Origin of the sequence: Rhabdaerophilum sp., from assembly GCF_046092605.1 — a bacterium.
In the GTDB taxonomy this organism is placed as follows: Bacteria; Pseudomonadota; Alphaproteobacteria; order Rhizobiales; family Beijerinckiaceae; genus Rhabdaerophilum.
Map to the genome: position 1 here is coordinate 1 of NZ_JBJTDY010000159.1, position 24,922 is coordinate 24,922.

The 24,922-nt window shown below is 65.4% G+C and carries 25 protein-coding genes and 1 tRNA gene; 17 read left to right on the forward strand and 9 right to left on the reverse strand.

The window, feature by feature from the left end:
* A partial coding sequence (locus tag ACKODO_RS12245) for an alcohol dehydrogenase catalytic domain-containing protein (RefSeq protein ID WP_408983717.1) occupies positions 1 to 215 on the reverse strand: 215 nt, incomplete at its 3' end.
* A 142-nt stretch (positions 216 to 357) separates the two neighbouring features.
* Here ACKODO_RS12245 and ACKODO_RS12250 point away from each other — a divergent pair.
* Together ACKODO_RS12250 and ACKODO_RS12255 are read left to right on the forward strand one after the other, a co-directional pair.
* Positions 358 to 1,134, forward strand: coding sequence for a crotonase/enoyl-CoA hydratase family protein (locus ACKODO_RS12250; RefSeq protein WP_408983718.1), 777 nt, complete (start codon positions 358 to 360; stop codon positions 1,132 to 1,134).
* Between the two features lie 60 nt (positions 1,135 to 1,194).
* Positions 1,195 to 1,268 (forward strand) — tRNA-Gly (locus ACKODO_RS12255).
* A gap of 165 nt (positions 1,269 to 1,433) precedes the next feature.
* On the opposite strand, the gene ACKODO_RS12260 is transcribed toward ACKODO_RS12255, so the two are convergent.
* Positions 1,434 to 2,453, reverse strand: a complete 1,020-nt coding sequence (locus ACKODO_RS12260) for a sensor histidine kinase (RefSeq protein WP_408983719.1) — start codon at positions 2,451 to 2,453, stop codon at positions 1,434 to 1,436.
* Entirely contained in the window at positions 2,450 to 3,127 is a 678-nt protein-coding gene (locus tag ACKODO_RS12265) for a response regulator transcription factor (protein ID WP_408983720.1), read from the reverse strand. The genes ACKODO_RS12260 and ACKODO_RS12265 overlap by 4 nt, the downstream gene beginning before the upstream one ends.
* Positions 3,128 to 3,161: 34 nt before the next feature.
* Between ACKODO_RS12265 and ACKODO_RS12270 the strand changes: the two genes are divergently transcribed.
* The gene (locus ACKODO_RS12270; RefSeq protein ID WP_408983721.1) at positions 3,162 to 3,767 is read left to right on the forward strand and encodes a hypothetical protein; all 606 of its coding nucleotides are present in this window, start codon (positions 3,162 to 3,164) and stop codon (positions 3,765 to 3,767) included.
* Between the two features lie 187 nt (positions 3,768 to 3,954).
* Here the strand turns inward: ACKODO_RS12270 and ACKODO_RS12275 are convergent, their stop codons facing one another.
* Positions 3,955 to 4,707 (reverse strand): SDR family oxidoreductase, encoded by a 753-nt coding sequence (locus ACKODO_RS12275; RefSeq protein WP_408983722.1) that lies wholly within the window; start codon positions 4,705 to 4,707, stop codon positions 3,955 to 3,957.
* A 56-nt stretch (positions 4,708 to 4,763) separates the two neighbouring features.
* Positions 4,764 to 6,227: an aldehyde dehydrogenase family protein gene (locus ACKODO_RS12280; protein ID WP_408983723.1), complete on the reverse strand. Its 1,464-nt coding sequence runs from the start codon at positions 6,225 to 6,227 to the stop codon at positions 4,764 to 4,766.
* Positions 6,228 to 6,569: 342 nt separating this feature from the next.
* Between ACKODO_RS12280 and ACKODO_RS12285 the strand changes: the two genes are divergently transcribed.
* The 8 genes from ACKODO_RS12285 to ACKODO_RS12320 all read left to right on the forward strand — a co-directional run bounded on the left by ACKODO_RS12285 (position 6,570) and on the right by ACKODO_RS12320 (position 13,315).
* Positions 6,570 to 7,481: a dihydrodipicolinate synthase family protein gene (locus ACKODO_RS12285; protein WP_408983724.1), complete on the forward strand. Its 912-nt coding sequence runs from the start codon at positions 6,570 to 6,572 to the stop codon at positions 7,479 to 7,481.
* A gap of 1 nt (position 7,482) precedes the next feature.
* The gene (locus ACKODO_RS12290; protein ID WP_408983725.1) at positions 7,483 to 8,139 is read left to right on the forward strand and encodes a GntR family transcriptional regulator; all 657 of its coding nucleotides are present in this window, start codon (positions 7,483 to 7,485) and stop codon (positions 8,137 to 8,139) included.
* A 70-nt stretch (positions 8,140 to 8,209) separates the two neighbouring features.
* On the forward strand, positions 8,210 to 9,205 hold the full coding sequence (locus ACKODO_RS12295; RefSeq protein ID WP_408983726.1) for a sialic acid TRAP transporter substrate-binding protein SiaP: 996 nt from the start codon (positions 8,210 to 8,212) through the stop codon (positions 9,203 to 9,205).
* Positions 9,206 to 9,254: 49 nt separating this feature from the next.
* Complete coding sequence (locus ACKODO_RS12300; protein WP_408983727.1) at positions 9,255 to 9,752, forward strand: TRAP transporter small permease; 498 nt, start codon at positions 9,255 to 9,257, stop codon at positions 9,750 to 9,752.
* On the forward strand, positions 9,749 to 11,035 hold the full coding sequence (locus tag ACKODO_RS12305) for a TRAP transporter large permease (protein ID WP_408983728.1): 1,287 nt from the start codon (positions 9,749 to 9,751) through the stop codon (positions 11,033 to 11,035). Before ACKODO_RS12300 ends, ACKODO_RS12305 begins: the two co-directional genes overlap by 4 nt.
* Before the next feature lie 8 nt (positions 11,036 to 11,043).
* The gene (locus ACKODO_RS12310) at positions 11,044 to 12,042 is read left to right on the forward strand and encodes an aldo/keto reductase (protein ID WP_408983729.1); all 999 of its coding nucleotides are present in this window, start codon (positions 11,044 to 11,046) and stop codon (positions 12,040 to 12,042) included.
* Positions 12,039 to 12,884, forward strand: coding sequence for an amidohydrolase family protein (locus tag ACKODO_RS12315; protein ID WP_408983730.1), 846 nt, complete (start codon positions 12,039 to 12,041; stop codon positions 12,882 to 12,884). Before ACKODO_RS12310 ends, ACKODO_RS12315 begins: the two co-directional genes overlap by 4 nt.
* Positions 12,875 to 13,315 (forward strand): RbsD/FucU family protein, encoded by a 441-nt coding sequence (locus tag ACKODO_RS12320; protein WP_408983731.1) that lies wholly within the window; start codon positions 12,875 to 12,877, stop codon positions 13,313 to 13,315. The genes ACKODO_RS12315 and ACKODO_RS12320 overlap by 10 nt, the downstream gene beginning before the upstream one ends.
* Positions 13,316 to 14,414: 1,099 nt before the next feature.
* On the opposite strand, the gene ACKODO_RS12325 is transcribed toward ACKODO_RS12320, so the two are convergent.
* The 4 genes from ACKODO_RS12325 to leuC all read right to left on the reverse strand — a co-directional run bounded on the left by ACKODO_RS12325 (position 14,415) and on the right by leuC (position 19,188).
* Positions 14,415 to 15,323 (reverse strand): bile acid:sodium symporter family protein, encoded by a 909-nt coding sequence (locus ACKODO_RS12325; protein WP_408983732.1) that lies wholly within the window; start codon positions 15,321 to 15,323, stop codon positions 14,415 to 14,417.
* 1 nt (position 15,324) lies between these two features.
* Positions 15,325 to 17,025 carry an AMP-binding protein gene (locus ACKODO_RS12330; protein WP_408983749.1) on the reverse strand — a complete coding sequence of 567 codons (1,701 nt, stop codon included), beginning with the start codon at positions 17,023 to 17,025 and terminating at the stop codon, positions 15,325 to 15,327.
* A 130-nt stretch (positions 17,026 to 17,155) separates the two neighbouring features.
* A complete protein-coding gene (gene leuD, locus ACKODO_RS12335; RefSeq protein WP_408983733.1) occupies positions 17,156 to 17,773 on the reverse strand; it encodes a 3-isopropylmalate dehydratase small subunit in 618 nt (205 codons plus the stop codon).
* Positions 17,770 to 19,188 (reverse strand): 3-isopropylmalate dehydratase large subunit, encoded by a 1,419-nt coding sequence (leuC, locus tag ACKODO_RS12340; protein ID WP_408983734.1) that lies wholly within the window; start codon positions 19,186 to 19,188, stop codon positions 17,770 to 17,772. The genes leuD and leuC overlap by 4 nt, the downstream gene beginning before the upstream one ends.
* Positions 19,189 to 19,385: 197 nt before the next feature.
* Here leuC and ACKODO_RS12345 point away from each other — a divergent pair, with 197 nt between their 5' ends.
* From ACKODO_RS12345 to ACKODO_RS12370, 6 genes are all read left to right on the forward strand, one after another.
* Positions 19,386 to 20,222 carry a GntR family transcriptional regulator gene (locus ACKODO_RS12345; RefSeq protein ID WP_408983735.1) on the forward strand — a complete coding sequence of 279 codons (837 nt, stop codon included), beginning with the start codon at positions 19,386 to 19,388 and terminating at the stop codon, positions 20,220 to 20,222.
* 26 nt (positions 20,223 to 20,248) lie between these two features.
* Positions 20,249 to 21,481, forward strand: a complete 1,233-nt coding sequence (locus ACKODO_RS12350) for an ABC transporter substrate-binding protein (RefSeq protein WP_408983736.1) — start codon at positions 20,249 to 20,251, stop codon at positions 21,479 to 21,481.
* An 89-nt stretch (positions 21,482 to 21,570) separates the two neighbouring features.
* Complete coding sequence (locus tag ACKODO_RS12355) at positions 21,571 to 22,443, forward strand: branched-chain amino acid ABC transporter permease (RefSeq protein ID WP_408983737.1); 873 nt, start codon at positions 21,571 to 21,573, stop codon at positions 22,441 to 22,443.
* 1 nt (position 22,444) lies between these two features.
* Entirely contained in the window at positions 22,445 to 23,419 is a 975-nt protein-coding gene (locus ACKODO_RS12360) for a branched-chain amino acid ABC transporter permease (RefSeq protein WP_408983738.1), read from the forward strand.
* Between the two features lie 4 nt (positions 23,420 to 23,423).
* Positions 23,424 to 24,182 carry an ABC transporter ATP-binding protein gene (locus tag ACKODO_RS12365; protein WP_408983750.1) on the forward strand — a complete coding sequence of 253 codons (759 nt, stop codon included), beginning with the start codon at positions 23,424 to 23,426 and terminating at the stop codon, positions 24,180 to 24,182.
* On the forward strand, positions 24,175 to 24,918 hold the full coding sequence (locus ACKODO_RS12370; RefSeq protein ID WP_408983739.1) for an ABC transporter ATP-binding protein: 744 nt from the start codon (positions 24,175 to 24,177) through the stop codon (positions 24,916 to 24,918). The genes ACKODO_RS12365 and ACKODO_RS12370 overlap by 8 nt, the downstream gene beginning before the upstream one ends.
* Positions 24,919 to 24,922 lie beyond the last annotated feature (4 nt).

Genomic DNA, 24,922 nt, shown 5'->3' on the forward strand with positions numbered 1-24,922 from the left:
GTCCCGGCAAAATCCATGCCCGGCACATGCGGGTAGCTGCGCACGAGCCCTCCGCCGCCGGTGATGCAGAGGCCATCCTTGTAATTGACCGTGGAATACTCGACCCGAACGGTGACATTGCCCTCGGTCGGCAGCGCCCCGTCCTCCAGCGTGGTCACCATCGCCTTCACCTGGCCGTCGGCCAGCTTGTCCACGAGCAACGCCTGAAAACCCATGATGCACCACTCCCCGATGCGCGACGATATTGACTTCCCCGGTTTCGTCGTCGACTTCCCCAAGGGTGTTTGCGAAAAGGTAGGGTGTTCGGGGCGATCCGTCATCTGTCTCGTGCCTCAGACTTTCTGCCAGAGTTCTGCCATGCCCAATCTCGACATCGAAACCCGCGGCAAGATCGCGCTTCTCACGCTGAACCGCCCGGAGCGGCGCAACGCGATCGATGATGCGACGATCGAGGCCATCGAGCGCTTCTTCACCCGGCCTCCGGCGAGTGTGAAGGCGGTGGTTCTGCGCGCGGCCGGGCCGCATTTCTGCGCCGGGCTCGACTTGCAGGAGCATTACGATCTCAATCGCGGCCCGGTGGAATTCATGCGGATGTGCCAGAACTGGCATCGCGCCTTCGATGCGATGCAGTTCGGCTCGATTCCCATCATCGCGGCGCTGAAGGGCGCGGTGGTGGGCGGCGGCCTCGAAATCGCCGCCGCGACGCATGTGCGGGTGGCCGAGAAATCCACCTTCTTCGCACTGCCGGAGGGCCAGCGCGGGGTCTTCACGGGGGGTGGGGCGACGGTGCGCGTCGCGCGGATCATGACGCCCGCGCGCATGATCGACATGATGATCGCGGCGCGAACCTATGACGCGCAGCGCGGCTATGATGTCGGTCTTGCCCACGAGATCGTGGAGAACGGCGAGGGCGAGAAGCGCGCGATTGCCATCGCGGAGGCCGCGGCCGAGCATTACGACGTCACGAATTTCGCGATCCTCACCGGCATCTCGCGCATCAACGACATGTCGACGACCGATGGCCTCTTCGCGGAAAGCCTGCTCGCCGGCATGGTGATGACCAACCCGGATCTGCGCCCCAGCCTCGAGAAGTTCTTCGCCAGGAAGGCACCGAGGCTGGAGCCGAAGGGGTGAGAAAGCCGCGCCTTTCCCCTTGCCTTGGCGCGTTGCCGCGATTACCTCTCTGGTCGCCTCGCGGGCGTTGTGTAATGGTAAGACCCTAGCCTTCCAAGCTAGAGACACGGGTTCGATTCCCGTCGCCCGCTCCAGAAACCCTCGCGGCCCGATCGAAGCCGGTCCGCAATGGCGTCTGAGCATCGCACCACCTCCCGGACGCGGCGCGTGACAAGCTCGGCTTCCAAGCGAAATCGATCATCGAGATGATGAGAAAACGGGTTTGCCCGGCCCCGCGGCAAACCAGCAGCAAAAGCGGATCAGGCGAGACGGAATCCAACGCTGAACCGTGCTCCGCCGGAATCGCGGTTCTCGACGCGGATCGTCGCGCCAATCATGGCACAGGCTTCCTTCACAATCGCCAGGCCGAGGCCGGAACCACTTGTTTTGGTCCAGGAACCGCGCTCAAAACGCTCGAAGATGCGTTTCTCGTCGCCGGCGGGAATGCCTGGACCGCGATCATCGACTGTCATCTGCCCGTCAGACGTCAGACGGATCAGGATTTCGCCGCCGCGCGGTTCATGATGCACGGCATTCTCGATCAGGTTGCGGATGATGGCAATGAGGCGCTCTGAATCCGCGCGGACAAACAGGCTGTTCGGAGCTTCGAGTGCAACGCGGACATCGCGGGCGTCGAGCGAACTCGCCGCCAGTTCGCGCGCGATCTCCTGCAGATAGGGAACCGCGTCGAGCCGCGCGGAGGCGGGCAGCGGACGTTCGAGACGGGCCAGTTCCAGCAATTGAGATGCGAGGTGCGAGAGCCGGACCATGTCCGCCAGCACTTCGCGCTGTTCGGCGCTTTTCGGCAGGCGCTCTACCGCTGCGCGCGCGACTGCGATCGGAGTGCGCAATTCATGCGCTGCGTTGGCGACAAAGCGCTGCTGCGTGCGATAGGCCTTCTCCACGCGGTCGAATGCATCATTCGCGGCCTCCGCCAGCGGTCGAATTTCACTGGGTAGCCGGGCTGTCGGAATCCGCTGATGCAGCGCGTCCGGGCCAATCTCGAGCGCTGCCGCCGAAGCCTGCCTCAGAGGCAGGAGGGCGCGCCTCAACGCCCAGGCACCGATCAGAATGATCAGAGCGATGAACACGGGGACACCCCAGGCGAGATCAAGGAAAAACTCCTGGATCACGGCATGGACAAGGTTGGAAGGGCCGTGAGCGGCCTCGATCACGCTGGTGTGCCAAACCAGCCAGCCGAGCCCGATGGCAGTGAGCGCCAGCATGATGATGGCCAGTCGAATGCCGACTTGCCAGGCCAGTGACTGGCGGTCGATCATGGAGGCTCGGCCTGGAGCATGTAGCCGAGCCCCCGTAAGGTGATGATGCTGGCTTGCGCTCCTGCTTCCTGAAGTTTCTTGCGCAGATTGTGAATATGGACCGGCACTGCGTTGGAGGCGGGCTCCCCATCGCGTCCATACAGGGCATCGATCAGGGTTTCACGCGTGACGACCCTGCCCAATCGCCGCATCAGGCATTCAAGCGCTGCGAGTTCGTGCCGGGGCAAAACGAGGTTTCGGTCACCGATGATGACGACGCGTTCGATTGCATCATAAGTTATGTCTCCCGCTCTCAGTTCCTGGCCGAGCGCTCCGCCAGGTCGACGCAGAACGGCGCGAACCCGCGCGATCAATTCCTCAATCGCAAAAGGTTTGACCAAGTAGTCGTCGGCGCCGTTCTCGAGCCCAGCCACCCGATCCGGCACGCCATCGCGCGCCGTGAGCACGAGCACTGGTACCGCGTTGCCGGCAGCGCGTAACTCGTGGACAAGTTCCAACCCATCGCCGTCCGGCAAACCTCGATCGACGAGGAGAGCGTCAAAACGCTCCCGGCGGGCGAGATCGCGAGCGTCAGCGAGATCCAGGGCGCGATCAGTCACAAAACCCGCCTCATGCAGCGAGGCATGCAATAGATTGCCCAATCGGCGCTCATCCTCCACCAACAACAGGCGCAAGCGATGCCACTCCCCTTCGAAAACTGCCTTAAACTTGGTCGCTGATCCTTATGCGATCACGGTCGGACGTTTCGTGCAAGAGACGTCACGTGTTGATGGCAAAATGGGGGAAACGATGAAGAAATGGACAAAGCTCGCGATCTTGATGCTGTTTGGTGCCGGACTGATGGCAGCACCCTTCATGAAGGCTGGTCAGGCGCAACAGGCCGCGCCCCAGAAGAATGTGAATGACTGGCTTCTGAATGCAGACAATGACACGGAGCGCTTCACGAAGTTGCAGACCTTCCTTCGTGGCTTTGATCAGCCCATGTGGGAGGTCGGCGAACGCTACCAGCGGGTCTATGATGCATTGGCGGACGGCAATTACGAACTCGCCATGTACCACTGGGAAAAGATAAAGTCCTCGATCACGACCGGCTACATGAAGCGGCCCAAACGCCAGCCCAATTCCGATGCGATGTTCATCAAGAACGTTTACGATCCCATCCTTGCCTCTTTCAAGACGAAGGACGCCAACAAGGCCTGGGAGGGTTTTGATCTTGGTCGCAATGCCTGCATGGCCTGCCATGTCGCCGAGGAGGTCGGCTTCATGAACGATCAACCGCTCTTCCGGCGCACGGCTTTCCCGCCGAAGAAGTGAAGCACGGATCATGCGGCGAGAAGGGCCTCGCGCGCTCCGCCGCAAAGTCCTGTTCGCGATCTCCCGCATCGACATGATCTCCCTTATCGAGCGGTCACGTTCGATGCGCGTGTCGGGGCCTTCTTTTCCGGGCAGAGGCTGTCGCCACTCCCTTGAGGTCATCGGCGGGATGTCGTCCTGGGGGCGGTCAGATCGTCCGGCCGCCATCGACCTCGAGGACAACGCCCGTGACGAATTCGGCTTGATCCGAGGCGAGATAGAGGCAGGCATTGGCGATGTCAGCCGGGGTGGAGAAGCGCCCGAGCGGGATGGTTCCGAGGAATTTCGCCCGGTTCTCCGGCGTATCTGGCATGCCCATGAATTGTTCGAGCAGGCCCGTCGCGCCGATCACCGGGGCGACACAGTTCACGCGGATCCTGTCCGGCGCGAGTTCCACCGCCATCGAGCGCGAGAGCAGGTTCACCGCGCCCTTGGTGGAATTGTACCAGGTGAGGCCGGGGCGCGGACGGATGCCGGCGGTGGAGCCGATATTGAGGATCACCCCGCCGCCTTTCGCGCGGTAATGCGGAATGATCGCGCGCGACATGTGGAAGATCGCCTTCACATTGATGGCGTAGACGCGGTCGAACTCCTCCTCCGTCACCTCCAGCATCGGCTTGTTCCTGTGGCTCCAGCCGGCATTGTTCACCACGATGTCGACGCGCCCGCCGCCGAATTCCGCCGTGGCCTTCACGGCCAACTCGGTTTCCGCCATCAAGGTCAGGTCGGCCTTCACGGCGATGGCCGAGGCGCCGATTTCCGAGGCGACGCGCCTTGCGCCCTCGAGGTTGATATCGACCACCCCAACCCTCGCGCCCTCGCGGGCGAAGGTCTTCGCGATGCCTTCGCCGAACCCCGAACCCGCGCCGGTGATCAGGGCGGTCTTGCCTTGGAGACGCATGGTCAACTCCTTGAATTCCTGAGAGAGAAGGCGGAGACGGACTCCGCCTCGCGGGGTCAGCCGTGCTTCACGACAAGGGTTTTGAGCGCGCCGAATTCATAGAGCGCCTCGAAACCCTTCTCGCGGCCATGGCCGGATTTCTTCATGCCGCCGAAGGGCAGTTCGATGCCGCCGCCCGCGCCATAGCCATTCACGAAGAGCTGGCCCGCGCGCACCTTGCGCGCGACGCGGATCGCGCGGCTGCCGTCGCCCGACCAGACGCCCGCGACGAGGCCGTAATCCGTGCCGTTGGCGAGACGGATCGCCTCCTCCTCGCTGTCAAACGGCATGGCCGCGAGCACGGGGCCGAACACTTCGAGCTGCGCGAGCTCGGAGGCGGGGTTCACCTCGTGGTAGATCGTGGGCCGCACATAGAAGCCGTCGGCCGGCGTGTTGCTGGCGATCTGCCCCTGCGCGAGGATGCGCGCGCCGTCACGCTCCGCCCGCTCGAGCATCGCGCCGATGCGGTTCTTCTGGCCGGCACTGATGACCGGGCCCAGATCGAGATCCATCTCGGGCGTGCCGGCGCGGATCTGCTCGAAGCGCAGCTTCAGGTCCGCCATGAACCTGTCCCAGATGCGCCGTTCCACGAGCACGCGCGATCCGGCCGAGCAGGTCTGGCCGGCATTCTGCACGATGGCCGCCGCGACGGATTGCACCGCCGCGCCGAGATCGGCATCGCCGAACACGATCTGCGGGGATTTTCCACCGAGTTCGAGCGTGCAGCCGATATGGTTCTTTGCGGCCGCGATCTGGATCAGCGTGCCGACTTCCGGGCTCCCTGTGAACGAGATGAAATCGATGCCGCGATGGTTGGAGAGCGCAGCACCGGCTTCCTCGCCGAGACCCGGCACGACATTGATCGCGCCTTCGGGGAAACCCGCCTCGGCCGCGAGTTCGGCGAGGCGCAGCGGCACCATGCAGGCCTCCTCCGCAGGCTTGATGACGGTGGCATTGCCCATGGCCAGCGCGGGGGCCACGGTGCGGCCGAACATCTGGCCCGGATAATTCCACGGAATGATATGGGCGGTGACGCCCAAAGGCTCATAGAGCGTGTTGACGAGGAACCCCTCGAGGAAGGGGATCGTGTCGCCATGCACCTTGTCGGCGGCGCCGCCGTAATACTCGAAATAGCGGCTGATCGCGACGATATCGGCACGGGCCTGTTTCAGCGGCTTGCCGGTATCGCGCGCTTCGAGCAGCGCCAGTTCCTCGAAATGGTCGTCGACAAGGCGCGAGAGCCGCATCAGCAGTCGGCCGCGCTCGGTGGCGCTGAGGCGGCCCCAGGCGCCGGTTTCCAAAGCCGCGCGGGCCGCCGCCACGGCGAGGTTGATATCCTCGGCGTTGCCCGCTCCGATGGCCGCGAAGGGCTGGCCATCGGCAGGCGCAATCATCGGGATCGACTTGCCCGATTTCGAGGGCTGCCAGCGATTGTTGATGAAGACACCCTTGGCGGCTTCCATGCGCAGGATCTGGTTCATTCTCGGTCTCCGGGATGGCGCGACCGCAAGGGCGATCGCGCAAGGATTCGGGGGTGGGCGCTCCGTTCAGGGAAGCATCCTCCAACGGGCAGGAAAAGTCAGCCCCGGCGATCGTCCGGAGGTGAAATCCCCGATCGCGGCCGGGCGCGCCTGCGCCGGCGGCCCGCCGGGCGTGATCAGCGCAAGAGGGGGCGGCACAAGAGGGGGGAGGCACAAAAAGGGGGGGCAAGGCCATCGAGCCTGGACGCCACCGCCCAAGCATGCCGAGATGCGCTAACATGTTACTCTTGACAGATTGAACTGATCAGTAAGATCTTTGCGTGCGGCGAGAGGAGAAACGGCATGGCGAAATCGGGTAAGGCTGGCGGGATCGGGCTCAACTGCGCCTTGTCCACGCCCTTCTCCAGGGATGGCCGTATCGATCTTTCGCGCCTCGTGAAGCAGGGCCGCTGGGTTCTCGACAATGGCTGCGATGGCTTCACGCTCTTCGGGACAACAGGCGAGGGCGCTTCCCTGAGCGTGGCCGAGCGCTATCAGGCCCTGGGGGCGGTTGCCGCCTCGGGCATCGAGATGGGCGCGAAGGTGCTCGCGGGCGTCTCCGCGGCGACCATCGAGGATACGGTAGCGCAGGCCCGCGCCGGTTATGAGATGGGCTGCCGCGGTTTGCTGCTGGCGCCGCCCTTCTATTTTGCCCATGCCAGCGATGACGGGCTTTTCCGCTTCTTTTCGGCCGTTTTCGAGAGGCTGGGTGGCGATCTGCGCGACGTCGTTCTCTACCACATCCCCGGCATGACCCGGAACGGGCTCTCGATCGAACTCACCTTGCGGCTGGCGGAAGCCTTTCCGGGAGCGATCATCGGCATCAAGGATTCGAATGGCGATTGGGAGGAGACCGAGCAGCGCCTGAAGGCGCTGAAGGGCATGCAGGTTCTGGTGGGCGACGAGCGCCACCTGGCGCGCGCCGTGCGGAAGGGCGGGGCGGGCAGCATCTGCGGCCTCGCCAATATCGCGCCCGATCTGCTGCGTCCGCTCGCGCATGAGGGCAAGGAAGAGCCCCGCGTCAACGCGATGGTCGAGGCCATTCTCGGCTATTCCTTCATGTCCGCGATCAAGGCGATGATCGGCGAGCGCGAGGGCGACCCGGCCTGGCGCGCGATGCGACCGCCGCTCGATCCGTTCACCCCGGCGCAGACACGCAAGCTCGCCGGAGCGCTCGCCGCCATTCTCGCGAATGGCGCGGAAAAGGCGGCCTGAAATGGCGCTGAACCCGGTGAAGCTGCGCGACAAGGCCTATGACAGCTTTACCGAGCGCCTGCTCGCGCGCGACATCAAGCCGGGGCAGTTCGTCTCGCAGCGCGAGCTGGTCGAGATGACCGGCATGACGCTCGGCGCCATTCGCGAGCTGATCCCCCGGCTCGAGGCCGAGGGATTGGTTACCACCGTGCCCCAGCGCGGCATGCAGATCGCGCATGTGGATCTGAACCTCATCCGCAATGCCTACCAGTTCCGCCTGTTCCTGGAGAGCCAGGCCACGGCGCTTTTCGCGGTGAACCGCAGTGACGAAGCCATCGCGCGGCTGCGCGCCTCGCATGAGGCGATCATCGCTCGGGCGGAAGCGGGCGAGCGCGAGAGCCTGATCGCGGATGCGGAAGCGACGGATCGCAACCTGCATGAGGCGATCATCGATCATCTCGAGAATGATATCGTTTCCAAGGCGTTCCGGGTCAACTGGATCAAGATCAAGCTGATCCGCCAGAACGAGACCAAGCTCTATGCCGAACTGGTGATCCCCGTGATGCGGGACCACCTGAAGGTCATCGAGGCCATCGAAAGGCGGGATGCGGAAGGGGCGGTTCTGGCCATGACCGCGCATATCAGTGCCTCGCGCGCCAGAGCCATCGATATGGGTTGAGAAGGGGGCCAATCCGGCCAGCGCCAGAAAGCCCGAAAACGGGATGGCGCCGAACAAGAGGGAGGAGACCATGACCACAGGATTCCATCGTCGTCACATCCTCGCCGGAGCGGCAGGGCTCGCGGGCGGGCTGGCCATGCCGGCCGTTCTGCGCGCGCAGGCCACCGTGATCCGCTGGGGCGAATTGCTCGCGGCCACGCATCCGCAGGTGCAGATGGTCCAGCGCATCTCGGCCGATGTGAAAGCGAAGTCCAATGGGCGGATCGATATCCAGGTCTTTCCCGGCGGCCAGCTCGGCTCCGGCAAGGACATGATGGAATCGGTCTCGGCCGGCGCGCTGCAATTCACCACCGACGGCGCGGGCGCGCTGGGCGCGTTCCTGCCGGCGCTGACGCTGGTGGAAGCGCCCTATCTCTGGCGCGACGCGGCCCATCTCGCGAAGGTGAAGGACGCGCCGATCTTCGCCAGGATGAACGAGGAACTCGCCTCCAGGCGTGGCATGCGCATGCTGAACGTGACCTATTACGGCAAGCGCCACCTCACCACCGGCAGCCGGCATGTGAAGACGCCGGCCGACATGGTTGGCTTCAAGCTGCGCGTGCCGCCGGTGGATGTGTTCCAGGCCATGGCCGAGGCCTGGGGCGCCAGGGCGACGCCGATCGCCTTCCCGGAACTCTACCTCGCCTTGAGCCAGGGCGCGGTGGACGGGCAGGAGAACCCGCTGCCGACCATCCAGTCCGGCAAGTTCTTCGAGGTGCAGAAGTTCCTCGTGCTCACCGAGCACATCATCACCCCGCGCATGATCATCGTGAACGATGCCTTCTGGAAGGGCCTGCCGGGGGCGGATCGCTCGCTGCTGCAGGCGGCCTTCGACGAGGGCGCGGCCTGGCAGGACAAGGAACTGCTCTCGCAGGAGGCGGGCCTCGTCGATACGCTCAAGAAGGCGGGGATGACGGTGGTCGAGCCGGATCTCGAGGCGTGGCGCAAGCCGGTTCTTGCCACGGTTCCGGCGAAGTTCGAAAGCCGCTGGGGCAAGGGCTCGTTCGAGGCGCTGAAGGCGCTCTGAGTGCCGATTTCGCGAACTCCCCCGCTTCAGCTGCGGGGGAGGAGGGGTCATGTCAGGCATTTCCCGATTTCTCGATCATGCCTTGCGGGTGCTGGCGCTGCTGCTCACGCTGGCCCTGCTTGCCTCAGTGGTCATCGGCGTCGCCATGCGCGCGATCAACCATCCGGTCGCGTGGTCAGACGAGGCTGCGCAATATCTGCTGGTCTGGACCGGCTTCACCGGCTGGATGATCGCTGCCCGCCGCAACAGCCATATCCGCATCACCATGCTGCAGGGCTTCCTGCCGGATGCCCTGCGGCGGGTGGGTGAAACGATCGTCCAGCTTGCGCTTGTGGGGTTCTGCCTGGCGCTGATCTGGTGGGGCTGGCCGCTCATCGGCCGCAACTGGGATATCGACTGGGTCTCGCTGCCCCTGTCGGCCGGGTTGCTCTATCTGCCGGTGCCTTTCGTGGCCCTGGTCGTTTCTGCGCAGGCGCTCCTCGCCATCGGCCAGGTCTGGCGCGGTGAGACGTTCGATGAACCCGAGGCGGGAGGGCAGCCGCTGTGACCGCCACGATGGGCTGGATCATCCTCGGCTGGGTCGGGGCCATGCTCGCGGGCGTGCCGCTCTTTGCCTCGATGGGGCTCGCGAGTTTCGCCTTCGTCTGGTTTGCCGGCATCCCTGCCGGCATCGTGCCGCAGAAGGTGGCGCAGGCCGCGAATTCCTTCCCCCTGCTTGCGGCACCGCTCTTCATCCTCATGGGGAACATCATGAATTCCGGCGGCGTGACCGACCGGATCTTCGCCTTTGCCACGGCCTGCGTCGGCTGGCTGCGTGGCGGCTTGTGCCATGCGAACATCCTCGCGAGCGTCATCTTCGCCGGCATGTCGGGCTCGGCCGTGGCCGATGCGGGGGGCGTCGGCACGCTCGAGATCAAGGCGATGAAGGACGAGGGCTACGATCCAGAGACTGCGGCGGCCATCACGGCGGCCTCCGCCACGATCGGGCCGATCATCCCGCCCTCGCTGCCGATGGTGATCTATGGCGTTTCCGCCGATGTCTCGATCGGCGGGCTGTTCCTCGCGGGCATCATTCCCGGCCTGCTGATGGCGCTGGCGCTGATGCTGATGGTGACGGAAGTGGCCCGGCGGCGCAACATGCCGCGCCATCCGTTCCCCGGCCTTGGCGAGGTGTGGGTGGCCTACAAGCGCGCGCATTGGGCGCTGATGACGCCGGTGATCCTGTTCGGCGGGATGATCGCGGGCTGGTTCACGCCCACGGAAGCGGCCGGCGTGGCGACGGTCTATGCGCTGATCCTCGGGCTTTTCGTCTATGGCGATCTCAACCTGAAGGATCTGCCGAAACTCGTTGAAGATACCGTGGAAACGACCGGCGTCGTGCTGGCGCTGGTGATGACCGCCGCCGCGCTGGGCTGGTGCCTCTCCATCTCGCGCATCCCGCAGACCGTGGGTCCGATGATCGTGGAATGGGTGGGCAATCCGCTGATGTTCCTGCTTGCGGTGAACATCCTGCTGCTCATCGTCGGCTGCTTCATGGAAGCGCTGGCCGCGATGCTGATCCTCATTCCGATTCTCGTGCCGGCTGCCGCGCAGTTCGGCATCGACCCCCTTCAGTTCGGGCTGATCTTCGTGCTGAACCTGATGATCGGCACGATCACGCCGCCGGTCGGTGTCGTGCTGTTCGTCACGGCAAGGATCGCGAATATCTCGTTTGAGTCGATGAGCCGCGCGATCATCCCGTGGCTGATGCCGCTGATCGCCGTGCTGATCGCGATCACGCTCTGGCCGCCGCTCACCACCTTCCTGCCGAGCCTGCTGATGGGCAAGTGAGGCCAGCCATGCGGATGAAATCGCTCGGCCGCTCGGGCCTGATGGTCAGCGAAATCGGCTTTGGCGCTGCCCCGATCGGCGATCTCTACGCGCTTCTCGATGACGAGGCGGCCATCGCGGTGGTTGTCGCGGCGGTGGAAGCGGGGATGACCCTGATCGACACCTCGCCGCTCTACGGCCATGGGCTTTCCGAGCACCGCATCGGCACGGCCATCCGCCGCCTGGGCCGGGAGAGGCTGGTGCTGTGCACCAAGGTCGGCCGCGTGATGTCACCCGCGCGCGGCGCGTGGGACCGCGAGGGCTATGTCGGTGGCCTGCCTTTCGCGGCGACGCTCGATTACAGCCATGACGGCGCGTTGCGCTCCCTGGAGCAATCCCTCCTGCGCCTCGGCACCGACCGCATCGATATCGCGCTGATCCATGATCTCGACCGCCGCAACCATGGCGATGCGCTCGATGGCCATGTCGAAACGGCGATCGCCGGGGCATACCGTGCCCTCTTGCGCCTGCGCGACGAAGGCGTGGTTCGCGCGATTGGCCTCGGCGTGAATGAAGCGGAAATCTGCCTGCGCCTCGCCGAAAGATGCGACATCGATTGCGTGCTTCTCGCCGGGCGCTACACTTTGTTGGATCGCAGCGCCGCGGAGTTTTTCCTGCCGCTGGCCGAGGCGCGGGGCATCGGCGTGATGCTGGGCGGGGTGTTCAATTCGGGCATTCTCGCAACGGGCGCGATCCCCGGCGCGCGCTACGATTATGCCGAGGCTGGTCCCGATATCCGATCGAGGGTCGAGCGGATTGCGGCGATCTGCGCCGAGCATCGCGTCGCCTTGCCCGTGGCGGCGATGCATTTCGCCCGCGCCCATCCGGCCGTCTCCTCCGTGGTTCTGGGGGCGGTCAATCCGCGCGAGGTCGAGCGCAATCTCGCGGGCTGGGCGGCGGAGGTTCCCGCAAGCCTCTGGGCGGATCTCGCGGCGGCCGGGCTGATCCCGTCGGGGGCGGGAGCGTGAGGATCGACAGCCACCAGCATTACTGGAGCCTGGCGCGCGGCGATTATGGCTGGCTGACCCCGGCTCTGGCGCCGATCCACCGCGATTTCGGGCCCGATGATCTTGCGCCCCTGCTGGAACAGGCAGGCATCGACCGCACCATCCTCGTGCAGGCCGCGCCGACTGAAGCCGAGACGCGTTTCCTGCTGGAGATCGCGTGCAGGACCGCGCATGTCGCGGGCGTGGTGGGCTGGGTCGATTGCGATGCGGATGAGGCCCCGGCGCGCATCGCCGCCCTTGCCCGCGACGCGCTTCTCGTGGGCCTGCGCCCGATGATCCACGACATCCCCGATCCGGACTGGATGCTCTCGGCCAGGGTTGGGCATGCGCTCGGCGCGATGCAGGCGGAAGGGCTCGTTTTTGATGCCCTCGTGCGGCCGCGCCATCTCGCGCGGCTGCTTGTGCTGGCCGATCGGCATCCGGCCCTTCCGATCGTCATCGACCATGCCGCAAAACCGTTCATTCGGGACGGCCTGCTCGATCCGTGGCGCGCGGATATGGCGGCTTTGGCGGCGCGGCCGAATGTCATGGTGAAGCTCTCGGGGCTGGCGACCGAGGCCGGTCCGGGCTGGCAAGCGGTGGATCTCGTGCCCTATGTCACGCATCTTCTGTCGACTTTCGGGCCGGCTCGCCTGCTCTGGGGCTCGGATTGGCCCGTGCTGAACCTCGCCGGTGATTATCTCGGCTGGGCGCAAGTGGCCCAAAGCCTGCTCGCGGCGCGCAGCGCGGATGAGCGCGAGGCGATCTTCGGCGCAAATGCCGCCCGCCTCTATCTGGCGAAACGGGGGAAACCATGCGCCTGAAGGGGATCGATCCGCTGCTTTCGCCGGAACTCCTGCACCTGCTTGCGAGCATGGGCCATGGCGATGATCTCGCGATTGTTGATGCCAATCATCCGGCCGAAACGATTGCGGCGAACACGGTCACCGGCAGGCTGATCCGGTTGCCGGGCATCCGGGTCGAGGCGGCCGCGACCGCCGTGCTGACCCTGCTGCCACTCGATGATTTCACGGATGATCCCGTGCGCTTCATGCAGGTCGTGGACAAGCCGGAGGAGGTGCCGCCGGCCATGGCCGACTTGCGGGGGGCCATCCGGTCAGCGGGTTATGCGGGCCGGTTCGTGTCGCTTGAACGCTTCGCCTTCTATGGCGCGGCGCGCGCGGCGTTCGGTATCGTCCAATGCGGGGATGCGCGCTTCTACGGCAATGTGCTGCTGCGCAAGGGCGCGATCTGAGCGGTGCCGGCCGTTAGAGCGCAAACCGATCTGATAGAATCAGATCTGGCGCTCACTCTTCTTGTTTTCGCATCCGCTTTTTCCGCCAACCGGTATCCACTTGGCGGGCGGATGCTCTAGCCCGGAAAGAGGTGCGTGAGCCCGAGGGCGAGGCCCCGCGCGAGCGCCACAAGCCATGCGCCGATTGCCTCCGTTCGGGCTCTGCGCTTCACCGGCCATGGATCGCATGTCGCATGCAAGGCCGGACACGGCCCTTGCGGGTCGGCTCTCGGCTCACGCCAGGTTTCCGGGCTCGGCGGCTGGCCGGCATGGCAACCTTCGGGGCGCCACCAGCGTGGCGCGTGAGGCGGGAAGCCACGCTTGTTTTTCCGGGGCCTTCATTAAACCCCGCGGGGTTGCGAAAGCCAAGCTTTCACCGGGCCATGCCAGGCAATCCCCTTGCGGGATGCCTGCAAGAGCATTGCCCCGCCCGCTGGAGAAGCGCCGAACGGGGACGCATGCAAAGGCGAGCGCAAACCGATCTGACAGAAAGAGATCGGGCGCTCACTCTTCTTGTTTTCGCATCCGATTTTTCCGCCAACCGGTATCCACTTGGCGGGCGGATGCTCTAGCGCGGTAAGAGGTGCGTGAGCCCGAGGGCGAGGCCCCGCGCGAGCGCCGCAAGCCATGCGCCGATTGCCTCCGTTCGGGCTCTGCGCTTCACCGGCCATGGATCGAATGTCGCATGCAAGGCCGGGCGCGGCCCTTGCGGGTCGGCTCTCGGCTCACGCCAGGTTTCCGGGCTCGGCGGCTGGCCGGCATGGCAACCTTCGGGGCGCCACCAGCGCGGCGCGTGAGGCGGGAAGCCTCGCTTGTTTTTCCGAAGCCTTCATTAAACCCCGCGGGGTTGCGAAAGCCAAGCCTTCACCGGGCCATGCCAGGCAATCCCCTTGCGGGATGCCTGCAAGAGCATTGCCCCGCCCGCTGGAGAAGCGCCGAACGGGGACGCATGCAGAGGCGAGCGCAAACCGATCTGATTGAAGCCGATACTGCGCTCACTCTTCGTGTTTTCGCATCCGCTTTTTTGCGCCAACCTTTATCCACTTGGCGGGCGGATGCTCTAGAGCAGGGCATCGGGGATCTTCTGTTCCTCCGCCGCATTCGCGCGCCGGAACCAGATCGTCAGCATCGCCGAGGTGATGACGATGAACAGCGAATAGAGCGCCGGAACGGCCATCACCGCCTGCTGGACGTTCTGCAGGGGCCCGGTGAAGGTGAAGGCGACGATGGCGATCGCCAGCGGACCATTCTGGATGCCGGTCTCGAGCGCGATGGTGCGGGCATTGCGCGGATGCAGCTTCAGCATCGTCGAGAACAGGTAGCCGAACAGGAAGCCGAACACGCCGAGCCCGATGGCGCCAAAGAACACCCAGCCCGGCGTCTCGAGCAGGAATTGCCAGTTGCGCGGCACCCACGTGACCAGCAGCAGGATGATGAAGACCAGCCCCAGCGCGCTGCCGACCAGCTCCACCAGCGCGCCGATATTGGCGTTCCAGCGGCGGATCGCCATGCCAATGGCCACCGGCACCAGCAGCAGGATGAGCGTGATGATGATGTTCTGCGCCGGGACAACCAGCGAGATGGAGCCGGTCGCGGTGAGGATCGCGACATAGGTCACGATCAGCAGCGGAATGGCGAGGATGCCCACGATGGTCGAGTTCACGGTCATCAGCACCGAGAGCGCGAGATTGCCGCGGCTGAAATAGGTGAAGATGTTCGAGGTCGTGCCGCCCGGCATGCAGCCCATGATCAGCAGCCCGATCTTGATCGGGTCCGAGACGGGCAGGGTGAGCGCGAGGACAAGCCCGATCAGGGGCATGAATCCATATTGCGAGACGAGCCCGATCAGCATGCCATAGGGACGCTTCAGCGCGAGCACGAAGTCGCGCGGCGTAAGGGAAGCGCCCATGCCGAGCATGATGACGAAGATCATGGCGGCGAGGACGGCCTGTTCGAATGCGCCGACCATGTCAGCCTCCCGCCTTTTCCAGTTCGGCGCGCAACTCCCGCCGGACGATCTTGCCGATATTCGATTTCGGCAGCTGATCGCGGAATTCGATGCGTTTGGGCACCTTGTAGGCGGCAAGATGCGCCTTGCAATGCCCGCGCAATTGCTCCGGCGTGGGCGCCTCTCTGTGGCGTCGCACCACGAAGGCGCAGACCGCCTCGCCCGCCGCGCCGTCCGGCACGCCGATCACCGCCGCCTCGACCACGCCGGGATGGGCGGCCAGCACATCCTCGACCTCGTTCGGATAGACATTGAAGCCGGAGACCAGCACTATGTCCTTCTTGCGATCGACGATGCGGTAGAAGCCCTCGGAATCGACCGTCGCGATGTCGCCGGTCATCAGCCATCCGTTGCGCAGGGTGGCGGCGGTTTCCTCCGGCCTGTTCCAGTAGCCGCCCATCACCTGCGGGCCGCGCACGGCGATTTCGCCCGGCTCGCCCGGTGCCACCTCTTGCCCCTCGGCATCGAGGAGGCGGATATCGGTCTCGGGCATGGGTTGCCCGATGGTGCCGAGCCGGAAATTCCGGCGGGAATTGAAGGTGACGATCGGCGAGGTTTCCGTGAGCCCGTAGCCTTCCAGCACGTCGATACCGGTGATGGCCTTGAAGCGCTCGGCCACGGAGGTCTGCAAGGCCATGCCGCCGGCCACCGCGCCGCGCAGGGATTTCGGCGGATCTTCCGCGAACCAGAATTCGTTGTTCAGCGCATTGAACAGCGTGTTCACACCGGTCATCCAGGTGATGGCGTGGTTCTCGAAGGCGCGCTTGAGGTTCGAAATCGGCCGCGGATTGGGGATCAGGATGTTCTCGGCCCCCCATTTGTGAAAGAATAGCATATTCGCGGTGAAGGCGAAGATGTGGTAGAGCGGCAGCGCCGTGAGAACAACTTCCGCACCGGGACGGATTTCCCCGCCGAAGAAGATTTCGGCCTGCCCCACATTCGATACCAGGTTGGAATGGCTGAGCATCGCGCCCTTGGCGATGCCCGTCGTGCCGCCGGTGTATTGCAGCATCGCCAGCTCATCGGGGCGGGTATCGGCCGTGTAATCCTTGACATCGATGCCCCGGTCCGCGCGCAAAGCCGCGCCGCGCGCGAGTGCGTCACCGAACAGGGTATGGGCATGGCTGATTGGCGGCAGCGACCGGTCCCAGTAGCGCTGCACCAAGCGGATGACCCCGCTCACCATGCGCGGCATCTTTTCCGAGACCGCCGCGAGGATGACATGCTCGATCGGATGGATTGCGGCTTCCGTCAGCTTGTCCGCGAACATGTCGACGATGACGAGCGCACGGATTCCGGCATCGGCGAATTGCCGCCCCATCTCCGCGCCGGTATAAAGGGGATTGGTGTTGACCAGCACGAGGCCGGCCTTGGCGATGCCGAATGCCGCGATGGGAAAGGTGAGCCCGTTGGGCACCTGCAAGGCAACCCGGTCGCCAGCGTTCAGCCCCAGCTCCTCGCGCAGATAGACGGCGAAATCATCCGAAAGGCTGTCGATCGCCTCGAAGCTCAGCTTTCCGTACATGCCATTGGGCATGACGACCGAATAGGCCGTTCTCGATCCATAAAGACGGGCGGAATTACGCGCGATATCGCCGATCAACCGGATTGTCGACAAGTCTTCCGCCGGGCCGGCCTTCAGGCCCGCTTCCTGATTGGTCATGGTCAAGGGCAAATCCTCCCGCCCCGGATTTTCCTGTTTTTCATCCCATGAAATTGGCCGCGCCGGTGGTTCGGGCAAGCCTTGGAGGCTTGCATTTCGAAAATTGCTCCAAGACCCGACAGATTGCCGGCTATTTTGAAGGATGAGGCATCATCCAGGGCCGGGAACTGGCGTCCCGGGCCATGAATTGCTCGATTTCTGCACGGTGGCTGAGCGTGAGGTCGAGGTCATCCCAACCGTTCAGCAGCTTCGTTCGCCAGACCGGATCAAGGGTGAAGGGCAGGGCGAGCCCCGGCGCCTCGACCCGCGCATTCTCCAGATCGACCGTGATTTCCGCAGGCTCCGCCGCGAGTTTCACGAGCAATTGCTCGACCTGATCCTCCGGCAGGCGCACCGGCAGCAGGCCGTTATTCACCGCGTTCTGCGCGAAGATATCGCCGAAGGAGGGGGCGATGACCGCGCGGATGCCGAAATCCGCCAGTGCATAAACGGCCGCCTCGCGGCTCGAGCCCGAGCCGAAATTCCGCCGCGCCACGATGAAGCCCGCGCTGCCATATTCCGGGCGTGCAAGCGGGAAATCGGGTTTCGGCGCGCCATCCGCCTCGAAGCGCAGGTCATGCAGCAGGACCGGGCCATAGCCCTCCTTCCGCGTGCGGCGCATGAAGCGGGCGGGGATCAACTGATCCGTGTCGATATTGGCGATGGGCAGCGGGCAGGCCAGCGCCGTGACGCGCGTGAACGGTTTCATGGCTTGCGCCCCGCGAGAAACGGCCGGCAATCGGCAAGCGTGCCGGCAATCGCGGCCGCTGCGGCCATTGCCGGGCTCATCAGATGCGTGCGCACGCCCGCGCCCTGCCTGCCCTTGAAATTGCGGTTCGTGGTGGAGGCGATGCGCTCGCCGGGCTGGCCGACATCGCCATTCATGCCCACGCACATTGAGCAGCCGGATTCGACCCATTCCAACCCGGCCTCCCGGAAGATGCGATCGAGCCCTTCCTCCTCCGCCTGCCGCTTCACGCCCGATGAGCCGGGCGAAACGAGGCCGGGCACGCGCGCCTTGCGCCCCGCGAGAATGCTGGCCGCCGCGCGCAGATCCTCGATGCGGCTGTTCGTGCAGGAGCCGATGAACACGCGCGAGACCGGCACATCCGTCAGCGCGATGCCGGGCGCAAGTCCCATGTAATCGAGCGCCGCGCGTGCGGCTTCCGCCCGCACGGGGTCGGTTTCGCGCGCCGGGTCCGGCACGCGGGCGGTGACCGGCAAAGCCTGTTCGGGCGTGATGCCCCAGGTGACGATCGGCGCGATCTCATCGGCGGAAATTGTGATTTCCCGGTCGAAATGCGCATCCGCTTCGCTCGGGAGCTGCCGCCAGGCTTCAATCGCCTGCTCGAACAGCCCGCCCTTCGGAGCAAAGGGGCGGCCGGCAATGGCGCGGAAGGTTGTCTCGTCCGGCGCGACCATGCCGCAGCGGGCGCCGCTCTCGATCGAGAGGTTGCAGAGCGTGAGCCGCCCTTCCATCGAAAGCGCGCGGATGGCGCTGCCGGCATATTCCAGCGCATGGCCCGTCGCGCCGTCGGCACCGATGGTCGCGATGAGATGCAGCGCGATATCCTTGGCGGAGAGGCCGGGGCCGAGGATGCCCTCGACCTTCACGCGGAAGGTTTTCGGCTTTCTCTGCCAGAGCGTCCCGGTCATCAGCACATGCGCGACCTCGCTCGCGCCGATGCCGAAGGCGAGCGCACCATAGGCGCCATGCGTCGAGGTGTGGCTGTCGCCGCAAACCATGGTGAGACCGGGGAGGGTGAGCCCCTGTTCCGGCCCGACGACATGCACGATGCCCTGCCGCGGATCGCCCAGGCCGAAGAGCATGATGCCATGCTTCGCCGTGTTGCGCTCGAGCCGCTCGACCATCTCCGCGATGGCCGGGTCGATGGCTTGCCCCGCGCCGCGCCGGGTCGGCACGTAATGGTCGGCCACGCCAAAGGTAAGATCGGGCCGCGCCACGCGCGCGCCCTTCTCGGCGAGTTGCGCGAAAGCGTGGTGCGAACCCTCATGCAGGAAGTGCCGGTCGATGGCCAGCAGGCTGGTGCCATCCTCGCGCGTCAGCACGAGATGGGCCTGCCAGACCTTGTCGAACAGGGTGCGGGGCGGGATCTCGTTCATGCGCCACCGGAGAAAATTGCGAAGGCCTGGCGGAAAAGGATTGCCGGCGGCTTGACGGCTCAAGCCTGTTCTATAGGTAAGACAGATATCGGGATCGTAAAGCAGACAGGCGAGGGGCGTTGCGGCGCGGGCTTGCGGGCTTGCGGGCTTCATCCGCAAGTTAGGCCGGGCAGAGGGTTCGGAAAGGGGCATGCGGCATGGTTTCTGCGGCCGAAGGCAACGAGCGGAACTTTCGCGCCGGCCTCAGCCGCACCCGTGGAGCCTATCTCGCCCTGCGTGACCGGATTTCGCGCGGGGAGTTTCGACCGGGCAAGCGCTTTCCCGGCGAGCCGACGCTTGCGGCCGAACTTGGAGTTTCCCGCGTCACCCTCAGGCATGCGCTGGATCGGCTCGAAGCCGAGGGGCTGGTCGAGCGGCGCATGGGTTCGGGCACCTATCTCAGCGCGCGCGGCGGCGGCAGCCCGGTGGTCGCGGATCTTGCGAATGTGCTGACGCATCTCGTGGAAATGGGCCGCCGCACGAGCGTGAAGCTCCTCTCCTTCGCCTATCTCGCGCCGTCACCGGATATCGGAATCGCCCTGCAACTGCCGGAGGGCGAGCGCGTCCAGCGCTCCGAGCGCGTTCGCGTCATCGATGGCCAGCCCTTCTCCTATCTCGTGACATCGGTGCCGGAGAGCATCGGCATCGGCTGGAGCGAGGATGACCTTGCGAAGAGGCCCTTGCTGGAATTGCTGGAGCGTGCGGGCCTCGTGGCCGACCATGCGCGGCAGACCATCGCCGCCGCGCTCGCCGGGCCGGATGTGGCGCGTGCCCTGGGCATCGAGCCGGGCGCGGCGCTGCTGACGCTGACGCGCACCGTTTTCGATCCGCAGGGAAGAGGCATCGAGCATCTGCAGGCGCTTTATCGCCCCGATCTCTACTCGTTCCAGATGGATCTGGTCCGTGCCGGCCATCGCGAGGGGCGTCGCTGGCGTCCCGTGGCGGTGGATGGCACGAAGCCTGGAAACAACCGCCCACCCCAAGCCGCCGAATGAAATCGAGAACAACAGGGAGAGCCTTCATGACCACCAGAACTCCGATCCTCTCCGGCGACGCCGATCGCCGCACGATCCTCAAGGGCGCGCTAGCGGGCGCCGCTTTCATGGCCTCGCCGGCCATCCTGCGGGCGCAGGTTCCGGCCGTGAAGGTCGGCATTCTCCAGCCGGTCACCGGCGCGCTGGCGCAGGATGGCGCCTTCGGCCGACTTGGCGCGGAGATCGCGCTGAAGGAGATCAACGATGCCGGCGGCATCCGGTCGATGGGCGGCGCGAAGCTGGAGATGGTCTTCGCCGATGCCCGCTCGAACCCGGAAGCGGCGACGCAGGAGGTCGAAAAGCTGAACGCCGAGGGCGTCGCGGCGATTGTCGGCGGCTTCGCTTCGCCGATCTGCCTTGCGGCGAGCCAGGCCGCCTCTCGCTATGATCTGCCCTACATCGTCGATGTCGGCGTCTCCGACCAGATCGTTAATCGCGGGCTGAAGAACACCTTCCGCCTCGGCCCCGGCTTCGGCACGGTGACGACGGCCGCCGTCTCGAACCTCGTGAAACTCAACGACGCGGCCGGCAAGCCCGCAAAGACCGTGGTGCTGGTGCATGAGGACGGCCTGTTCGGTTCGGGCCTCGCCAAGCTGATGGCCACGGAACTGCCGAAGCACGGCTTCGAGGTGCTCGAGACCATCGCGCATCCCACCCCCTCGCGGGACATGGCGAATGTGGCGCTCCGCATCCGCGCGCTGAACCCGGATCTCGTGATCCCCTCGAGCTATTATGGTGAGTTCGTGCTGCTCGCCCGCACCATGCAGCAGCAGCGCATCCGTCCGAAGGGCATCTATGCGGTGCTGAACGGCGCGGCCTCGAACTTCCGCTTCGTGAAGGAGTTCCCGGAAGCGGCGGAAAACGTGATGGATTGCAACCACTGGCATGATCCGCGCAAGGCGAGATCCGCCGTCGTGATGAAGGCCGCCGCCGATGCCGGGTCGGTCTGGGCCTACAACATTCCGCTCAATTATTCCTGCGTGCGCCTGCTGGCGGATGCGATCGAGCGGGCAGGCTCGGCGGATCGTGGCAAGATCATCGAGGCGCTGGCCAATTCGGCCTACGATGATCACATCATGCCCTATGGCCCGACGAAATTCGTCAATGGCCAGAATACCGGCGCGGCCCCGGTGAACACGCAGGTTCAGGGCGGGGACATTAAGGTGATCTTCCCCGAGAGCTTCGCCAATGCGAGGCCGGTCTTCCCCGTCCGGGCATGAATCCGGTCTGAACCCGGAAGGAACGGGCCGCGTCCCTCATTCCCGGATGCGGCCCTTGAGCCTGTCGTTTTCGCCAGCAGGAGCGCGGCATGTATTCGCCCGCCATCATCTTCGAGGCCGTGCTGAACGGGCTGATGACCGGTGCCGTCTATGCGCTGATCGCGCTCGGGCTGACGCTTGTCTACGGCGTGCTGCACATCATCAATTTCGCGCATGGCGCCCTGCTGACCGCCGCGATGTTCGCGGTCTTCGTGCTGCACGTCGCGTTCCGGATTGATCCCTACGTCTCGATCCTCATTCTCGCGCCCTTTTTCTTCGTCCTCGGCTACGGGCTGCAACGCTTCGTGATCGGTCCTGCGAGCCATGGCGACGACCAGAACATCCTGCTGGTGACCCTCGGCCTCTCGATCCTGATCGAGAACGGGCTGCTGGCCGTTTTCCGGTCTGATACGCGCACCATCGACGTGCCCTATGGCTTCAACGTGGTGGAAATCGGTCCGCTTCTGCTCTCCCAGCCGAAGCTGATCGGGCTTGCCGGCTCGGTGGCCGTCGCGATCCTGCTCTGGCTGTTCATGGTCCGCACCGATACCGGCAAGGCGATCCGCGCGGTGGCGAAGGAACGCCTGGGTGCCACGCTGATGGGTATCGATGTCGCGCATGTCTATGCGATCACCTTCGGCCTCGGCTGCGCCTGCCTTGCCGTGGCGGCGGCATTGCTGATGCCCTCGTTCTACGTGAACCCGCGCGTGGGCAATGCCTTCGTGCTCGTGGCCTTCACGATTGTGGTGCTCGGCGGCATGGGCTCGATTGCCGGAGCGCTGATCGGCGGGCTCTTCATCGGCATGGTCGAGAGCGTGAGCGGCCTGCTTCTTGGGGAATCGCTCGGTCAGATCGGCATCTTCCTGATCTTCATCCTGGTGCTGCTGCTGCGTCCCACCGGCCTTTTTGGCGCGAAGGCCTGACATGCTGCTGCGCCATCCGCCTTTCGCGCTTCTGATCGGCATCCTCGCGGTTCTGGCGGGGCTTCCTCTGCTTGGCCTGCCGAACACGGCCTTGAACTTCCTGTTCTTCGTACTGGTCATCGCGCTGGCCGGTCAGGGCTGGAACCTCGCCGGCGGCTATGGTGGGCAATTCTCCTTCGGCCATGCCGCCTTCTTCGGCGTGGGCGCCTACACGACGGCCATCCTGCAGGTGCGCTATGGCGTGAATGCCTGGGCCGGGTTTGCTGCGGGCATCGCGCTTGGCGGTCTTGTTGGGTTTGTCATCGGCTCGCTGAGTTTCCGCGCCGGTTTGCGCGGGTCCTATTTCGCGCTGGTGACGCTCGCCTTTGCGGAAGTGTTGCGCATTCTCGCCAATGCCGCGCCGATCACCGGCGGTGCCGCGGGCATCCTGATCAAGCTCGATGTCCGCCCTGAGAATTTCCAGTTCGCGAGCCGTGCCGTTTTCTTCTGGATTGCGCTGGCGCTGGTCGGCGCGGTGCTCATCCTCAACCGCGCCATCGAGCAGCGCCGCTTCGGGGCCTATCTCGTGGCGATCCGCGAGAACGAGGCGGCAGCGCGGGCGCTGGGCGTCAATGTGCTGGCCGTGAAGCTGCAGGCGATCTCGCTCTCCGCCGCGATCACCGCGGCGGCGGGCGCGCTCTATGCGCAGTATTTCCTCTATCTCGATGCGGCGATCGCGTTTGGGCCGTGGATTTCGGTGGAGGCGCTTCTCGCCGCGATCATCGGCGGCTCGGGCACGGTGCTCGGCCCGCTGCTTGGCGCGGCTCTGCTGCATGGCCTCGGCGAGATCACCAAGCTCGCGGCGGGGCGCGTGCCGGGCATCGATCTCGTGGTCTATGGCATCGTGCTCATCCTGGTCGTGGCTTTCGCGCCGCGCGGGGTGATCGGCCTGTTCGCGAAGGGCGATCGGGGCGGGGAGCCGACCTCCCATGGCTGACCCGATGCTTCAGGTGCGGAACCTCACCAAGCGTTTCGGCGGCCTCACCGCCGTCAGCGATGTGAGCTTCACCGTCGAAACCGGCTCCCTCACCGGGCTCATCGGCCCGAACGGAGCGGGCAAGACCACGGCCTTCACGATGATCTCCGGCTTCACCGTGCCGAGCGCGGGCGATGTGCTCTACGAGGGGCGCTCGATCCTCGGCCAGCCGCCGGAGGCTTTGGCCAAGCTCGGCCTCGCGCGCACTTTCCAGATCGTTCAGCCCTTCGCCGGGCTGAGCGTGCGCGAGAACATCGCGGTCGGCGCCTATCTCCGCCACCCCGCGCGCGATGCCGCGATGGCGGAAGCGGATCGGGTGGCGGCGCTGGTCGGGCTCGCAAGCGAGGCGGACAAACCGGCCTCTGCGCTGACGGTGGCTGGGCGCAAGCGGCTCGAACTCGCCCGCGCGTTGGCGACGGGGCCGCGCCTGCTGCTGCTCGACGAGGTGCTCGCGGGCCTCAACCCCAGCGAGATCCGCGACATCATCCCCGTGCTGCTGAAGGTGCGCTCGGCCGGCGTGACCATCCTCATGATTGAGCACGTGATGCAGGCGGTGATGTCGCTCTGCGAGCGCGTGATCGTGATTGCCGAGGGCAGGCTGATCGCCGAGGGCGCGCCGGCCGAGGTGGTGCGCGAGCCGCGCGTCATCGAGGCCTATCTCGGGAAGGGCGCGGCGGAGCGGCTTGCCCAGGGAGTTGCGACCGCTGGAGGCGCGCATGTCTGAAGTGCGCATGTCTGACGCCCGCATGTCTGAGGCGCTTCTCGAAGTCTCCGGCCTCGTTGCCGGCTATGGCGTCACGGATGTGCTGCGCGGGGTGGATCTCGGTGTGGCGCCCGGCGAGATCGTCGCGGTCCTCGGTTCAAACGGCGTGGGCAAAACCACGCTGAACAAGGTGCTTTCCGGTCTCATCCGGCCGCGCGCGGGCAACATCCGCTTCGATGGTGCCGACATCACCCGCGCAACCCCCCGCGCGATCGTCGAGGCCGGGCTGATCCACGTGCCAGAGGGGCGGAAGATCTTCTCGAACCTCGACGTGCGCGACAACCTCGATATGGGCTGTTTCGCGCGGGGTCGCGCCCGGCGCGAGGCCAATCGCGAGCGCATCTACGCGATCTTCCCGCGCCTGAAGGAGCGCGAGAAGCAGCTCGCCGGCACGCTCTCGGGCGGTGAGCAGCAGATGCTGGCCATCGGTCGCGGGCTGATGGCCGAGCCGCGCCTGCTGATCCTGGATGAGCCCTCGCTCGGCCTCTCGCCAATCTTGGTGGAGGAGATGTTCGCACTGATCCGGCGCATCGCCAGCGAGGGCCTGGCGATCCTGCTCGTGGAGCAGAATGTCGTGCAGTCGCTGGCGCTCGCCAACCACGCCTCCGTGCTCGAAAATGGCCTCGTCGCGCTCGCCGGTCCGGCGGGGGACCTCGCGGCCGATCCCGGCCTTCAGAAGACCTATCTGGGATTGTGACGAT

What these genes read in the sequence shown, in the direction of transcription:
- ACKODO_RS12370 (WP_408983739.1), top strand. Translation starts at nt 24,175, where the DNA reads ATGTCTGAAGTGCGCATGTCTGACGCCCGCATGTCTGAGGCGCTTCTC.
- ACKODO_RS12350 (WP_408983736.1), top strand. Translation starts at nt 20,249, where the DNA reads ATGACCACCAGAACTCCGATCCTCTCCGGCGACGCCGATCGCCGCACG.
- ACKODO_RS12275 (WP_408983722.1), bottom strand. Translation starts at nt 4,707, where the DNA reads ATGCGTCTCCAAGGCAAGACCGCCCTGATCACCGGCGCGGGTTCGGGG.
- ACKODO_RS12330 (WP_408983749.1), bottom strand. Translation starts at nt 17,025, where the DNA reads ATGACCAATCAGGAAGCGGGCCTGAAGGCCGGCCCGGCGGAAGACTTG.
- ACKODO_RS12290 (WP_408983725.1), top strand. Translation starts at nt 7,483, where the DNA reads ATGGCGCTGAACCCGGTGAAGCTGCGCGACAAGGCCTATGACAGCTTT.
- ACKODO_RS12365 (WP_408983750.1), top strand. Translation starts at nt 23,424, where the DNA reads ATGCTTCAGGTGCGGAACCTCACCAAGCGTTTCGGCGGCCTCACCGCC.
- ACKODO_RS12250 (WP_408983718.1), top strand. Translation starts at nt 358, where the DNA reads ATGCCCAATCTCGACATCGAAACCCGCGGCAAGATCGCGCTTCTCACG.
- ACKODO_RS12345 (WP_408983735.1), top strand. Translation starts at nt 19,386, where the DNA reads ATGGTTTCTGCGGCCGAAGGCAACGAGCGGAACTTTCGCGCCGGCCTC.
- ACKODO_RS12260 (WP_408983719.1), bottom strand. Translation starts at nt 2,453, where the DNA reads ATGATCGACCGCCAGTCACTGGCCTGGCAAGTCGGCATTCGACTGGCC.
- ACKODO_RS12280 (WP_408983723.1), bottom strand. Translation starts at nt 6,227, where the DNA reads ATGAACCAGATCCTGCGCATGGAAGCCGCCAAGGGTGTCTTCATCAAC.
- ACKODO_RS12355 (WP_408983737.1), top strand. Translation starts at nt 21,571, where the DNA reads ATGTATTCGCCCGCCATCATCTTCGAGGCCGTGCTGAACGGGCTGATG.
- ACKODO_RS12285 (WP_408983724.1), top strand. Translation starts at nt 6,570, where the DNA reads ATGGCGAAATCGGGTAAGGCTGGCGGGATCGGGCTCAACTGCGCCTTG.
- ACKODO_RS12360 (WP_408983738.1), top strand. Translation starts at nt 22,445, where the DNA reads ATGCTGCTGCGCCATCCGCCTTTCGCGCTTCTGATCGGCATCCTCGCG.
- leuC (WP_408983734.1), bottom strand. Translation starts at nt 19,188, where the DNA reads ATGAACGAGATCCCGCCCCGCACCCTGTTCGACAAGGTCTGGCAGGCC.
- ACKODO_RS12295 (WP_408983726.1), top strand. Translation starts at nt 8,210, where the DNA reads ATGACCACAGGATTCCATCGTCGTCACATCCTCGCCGGAGCGGCAGGG.
- ACKODO_RS12325 (WP_408983732.1), bottom strand. Translation starts at nt 15,323, where the DNA reads ATGGTCGGCGCATTCGAACAGGCCGTCCTCGCCGCCATGATCTTCGTC.
- ACKODO_RS12320 (WP_408983731.1), top strand. Translation starts at nt 12,875, where the DNA reads ATGCGCCTGAAGGGGATCGATCCGCTGCTTTCGCCGGAACTCCTGCAC.
- ACKODO_RS12310 (WP_408983729.1), top strand. Translation starts at nt 11,044, where the DNA reads ATGCGGATGAAATCGCTCGGCCGCTCGGGCCTGATGGTCAGCGAAATC.
- ACKODO_RS12300 (WP_408983727.1), top strand. Translation starts at nt 9,255, where the DNA reads ATGTCAGGCATTTCCCGATTTCTCGATCATGCCTTGCGGGTGCTGGCG.
- leuD (WP_408983733.1), bottom strand. Translation starts at nt 17,773, where the DNA reads ATGAAACCGTTCACGCGCGTCACGGCGCTGGCCTGCCCGCTGCCCATC.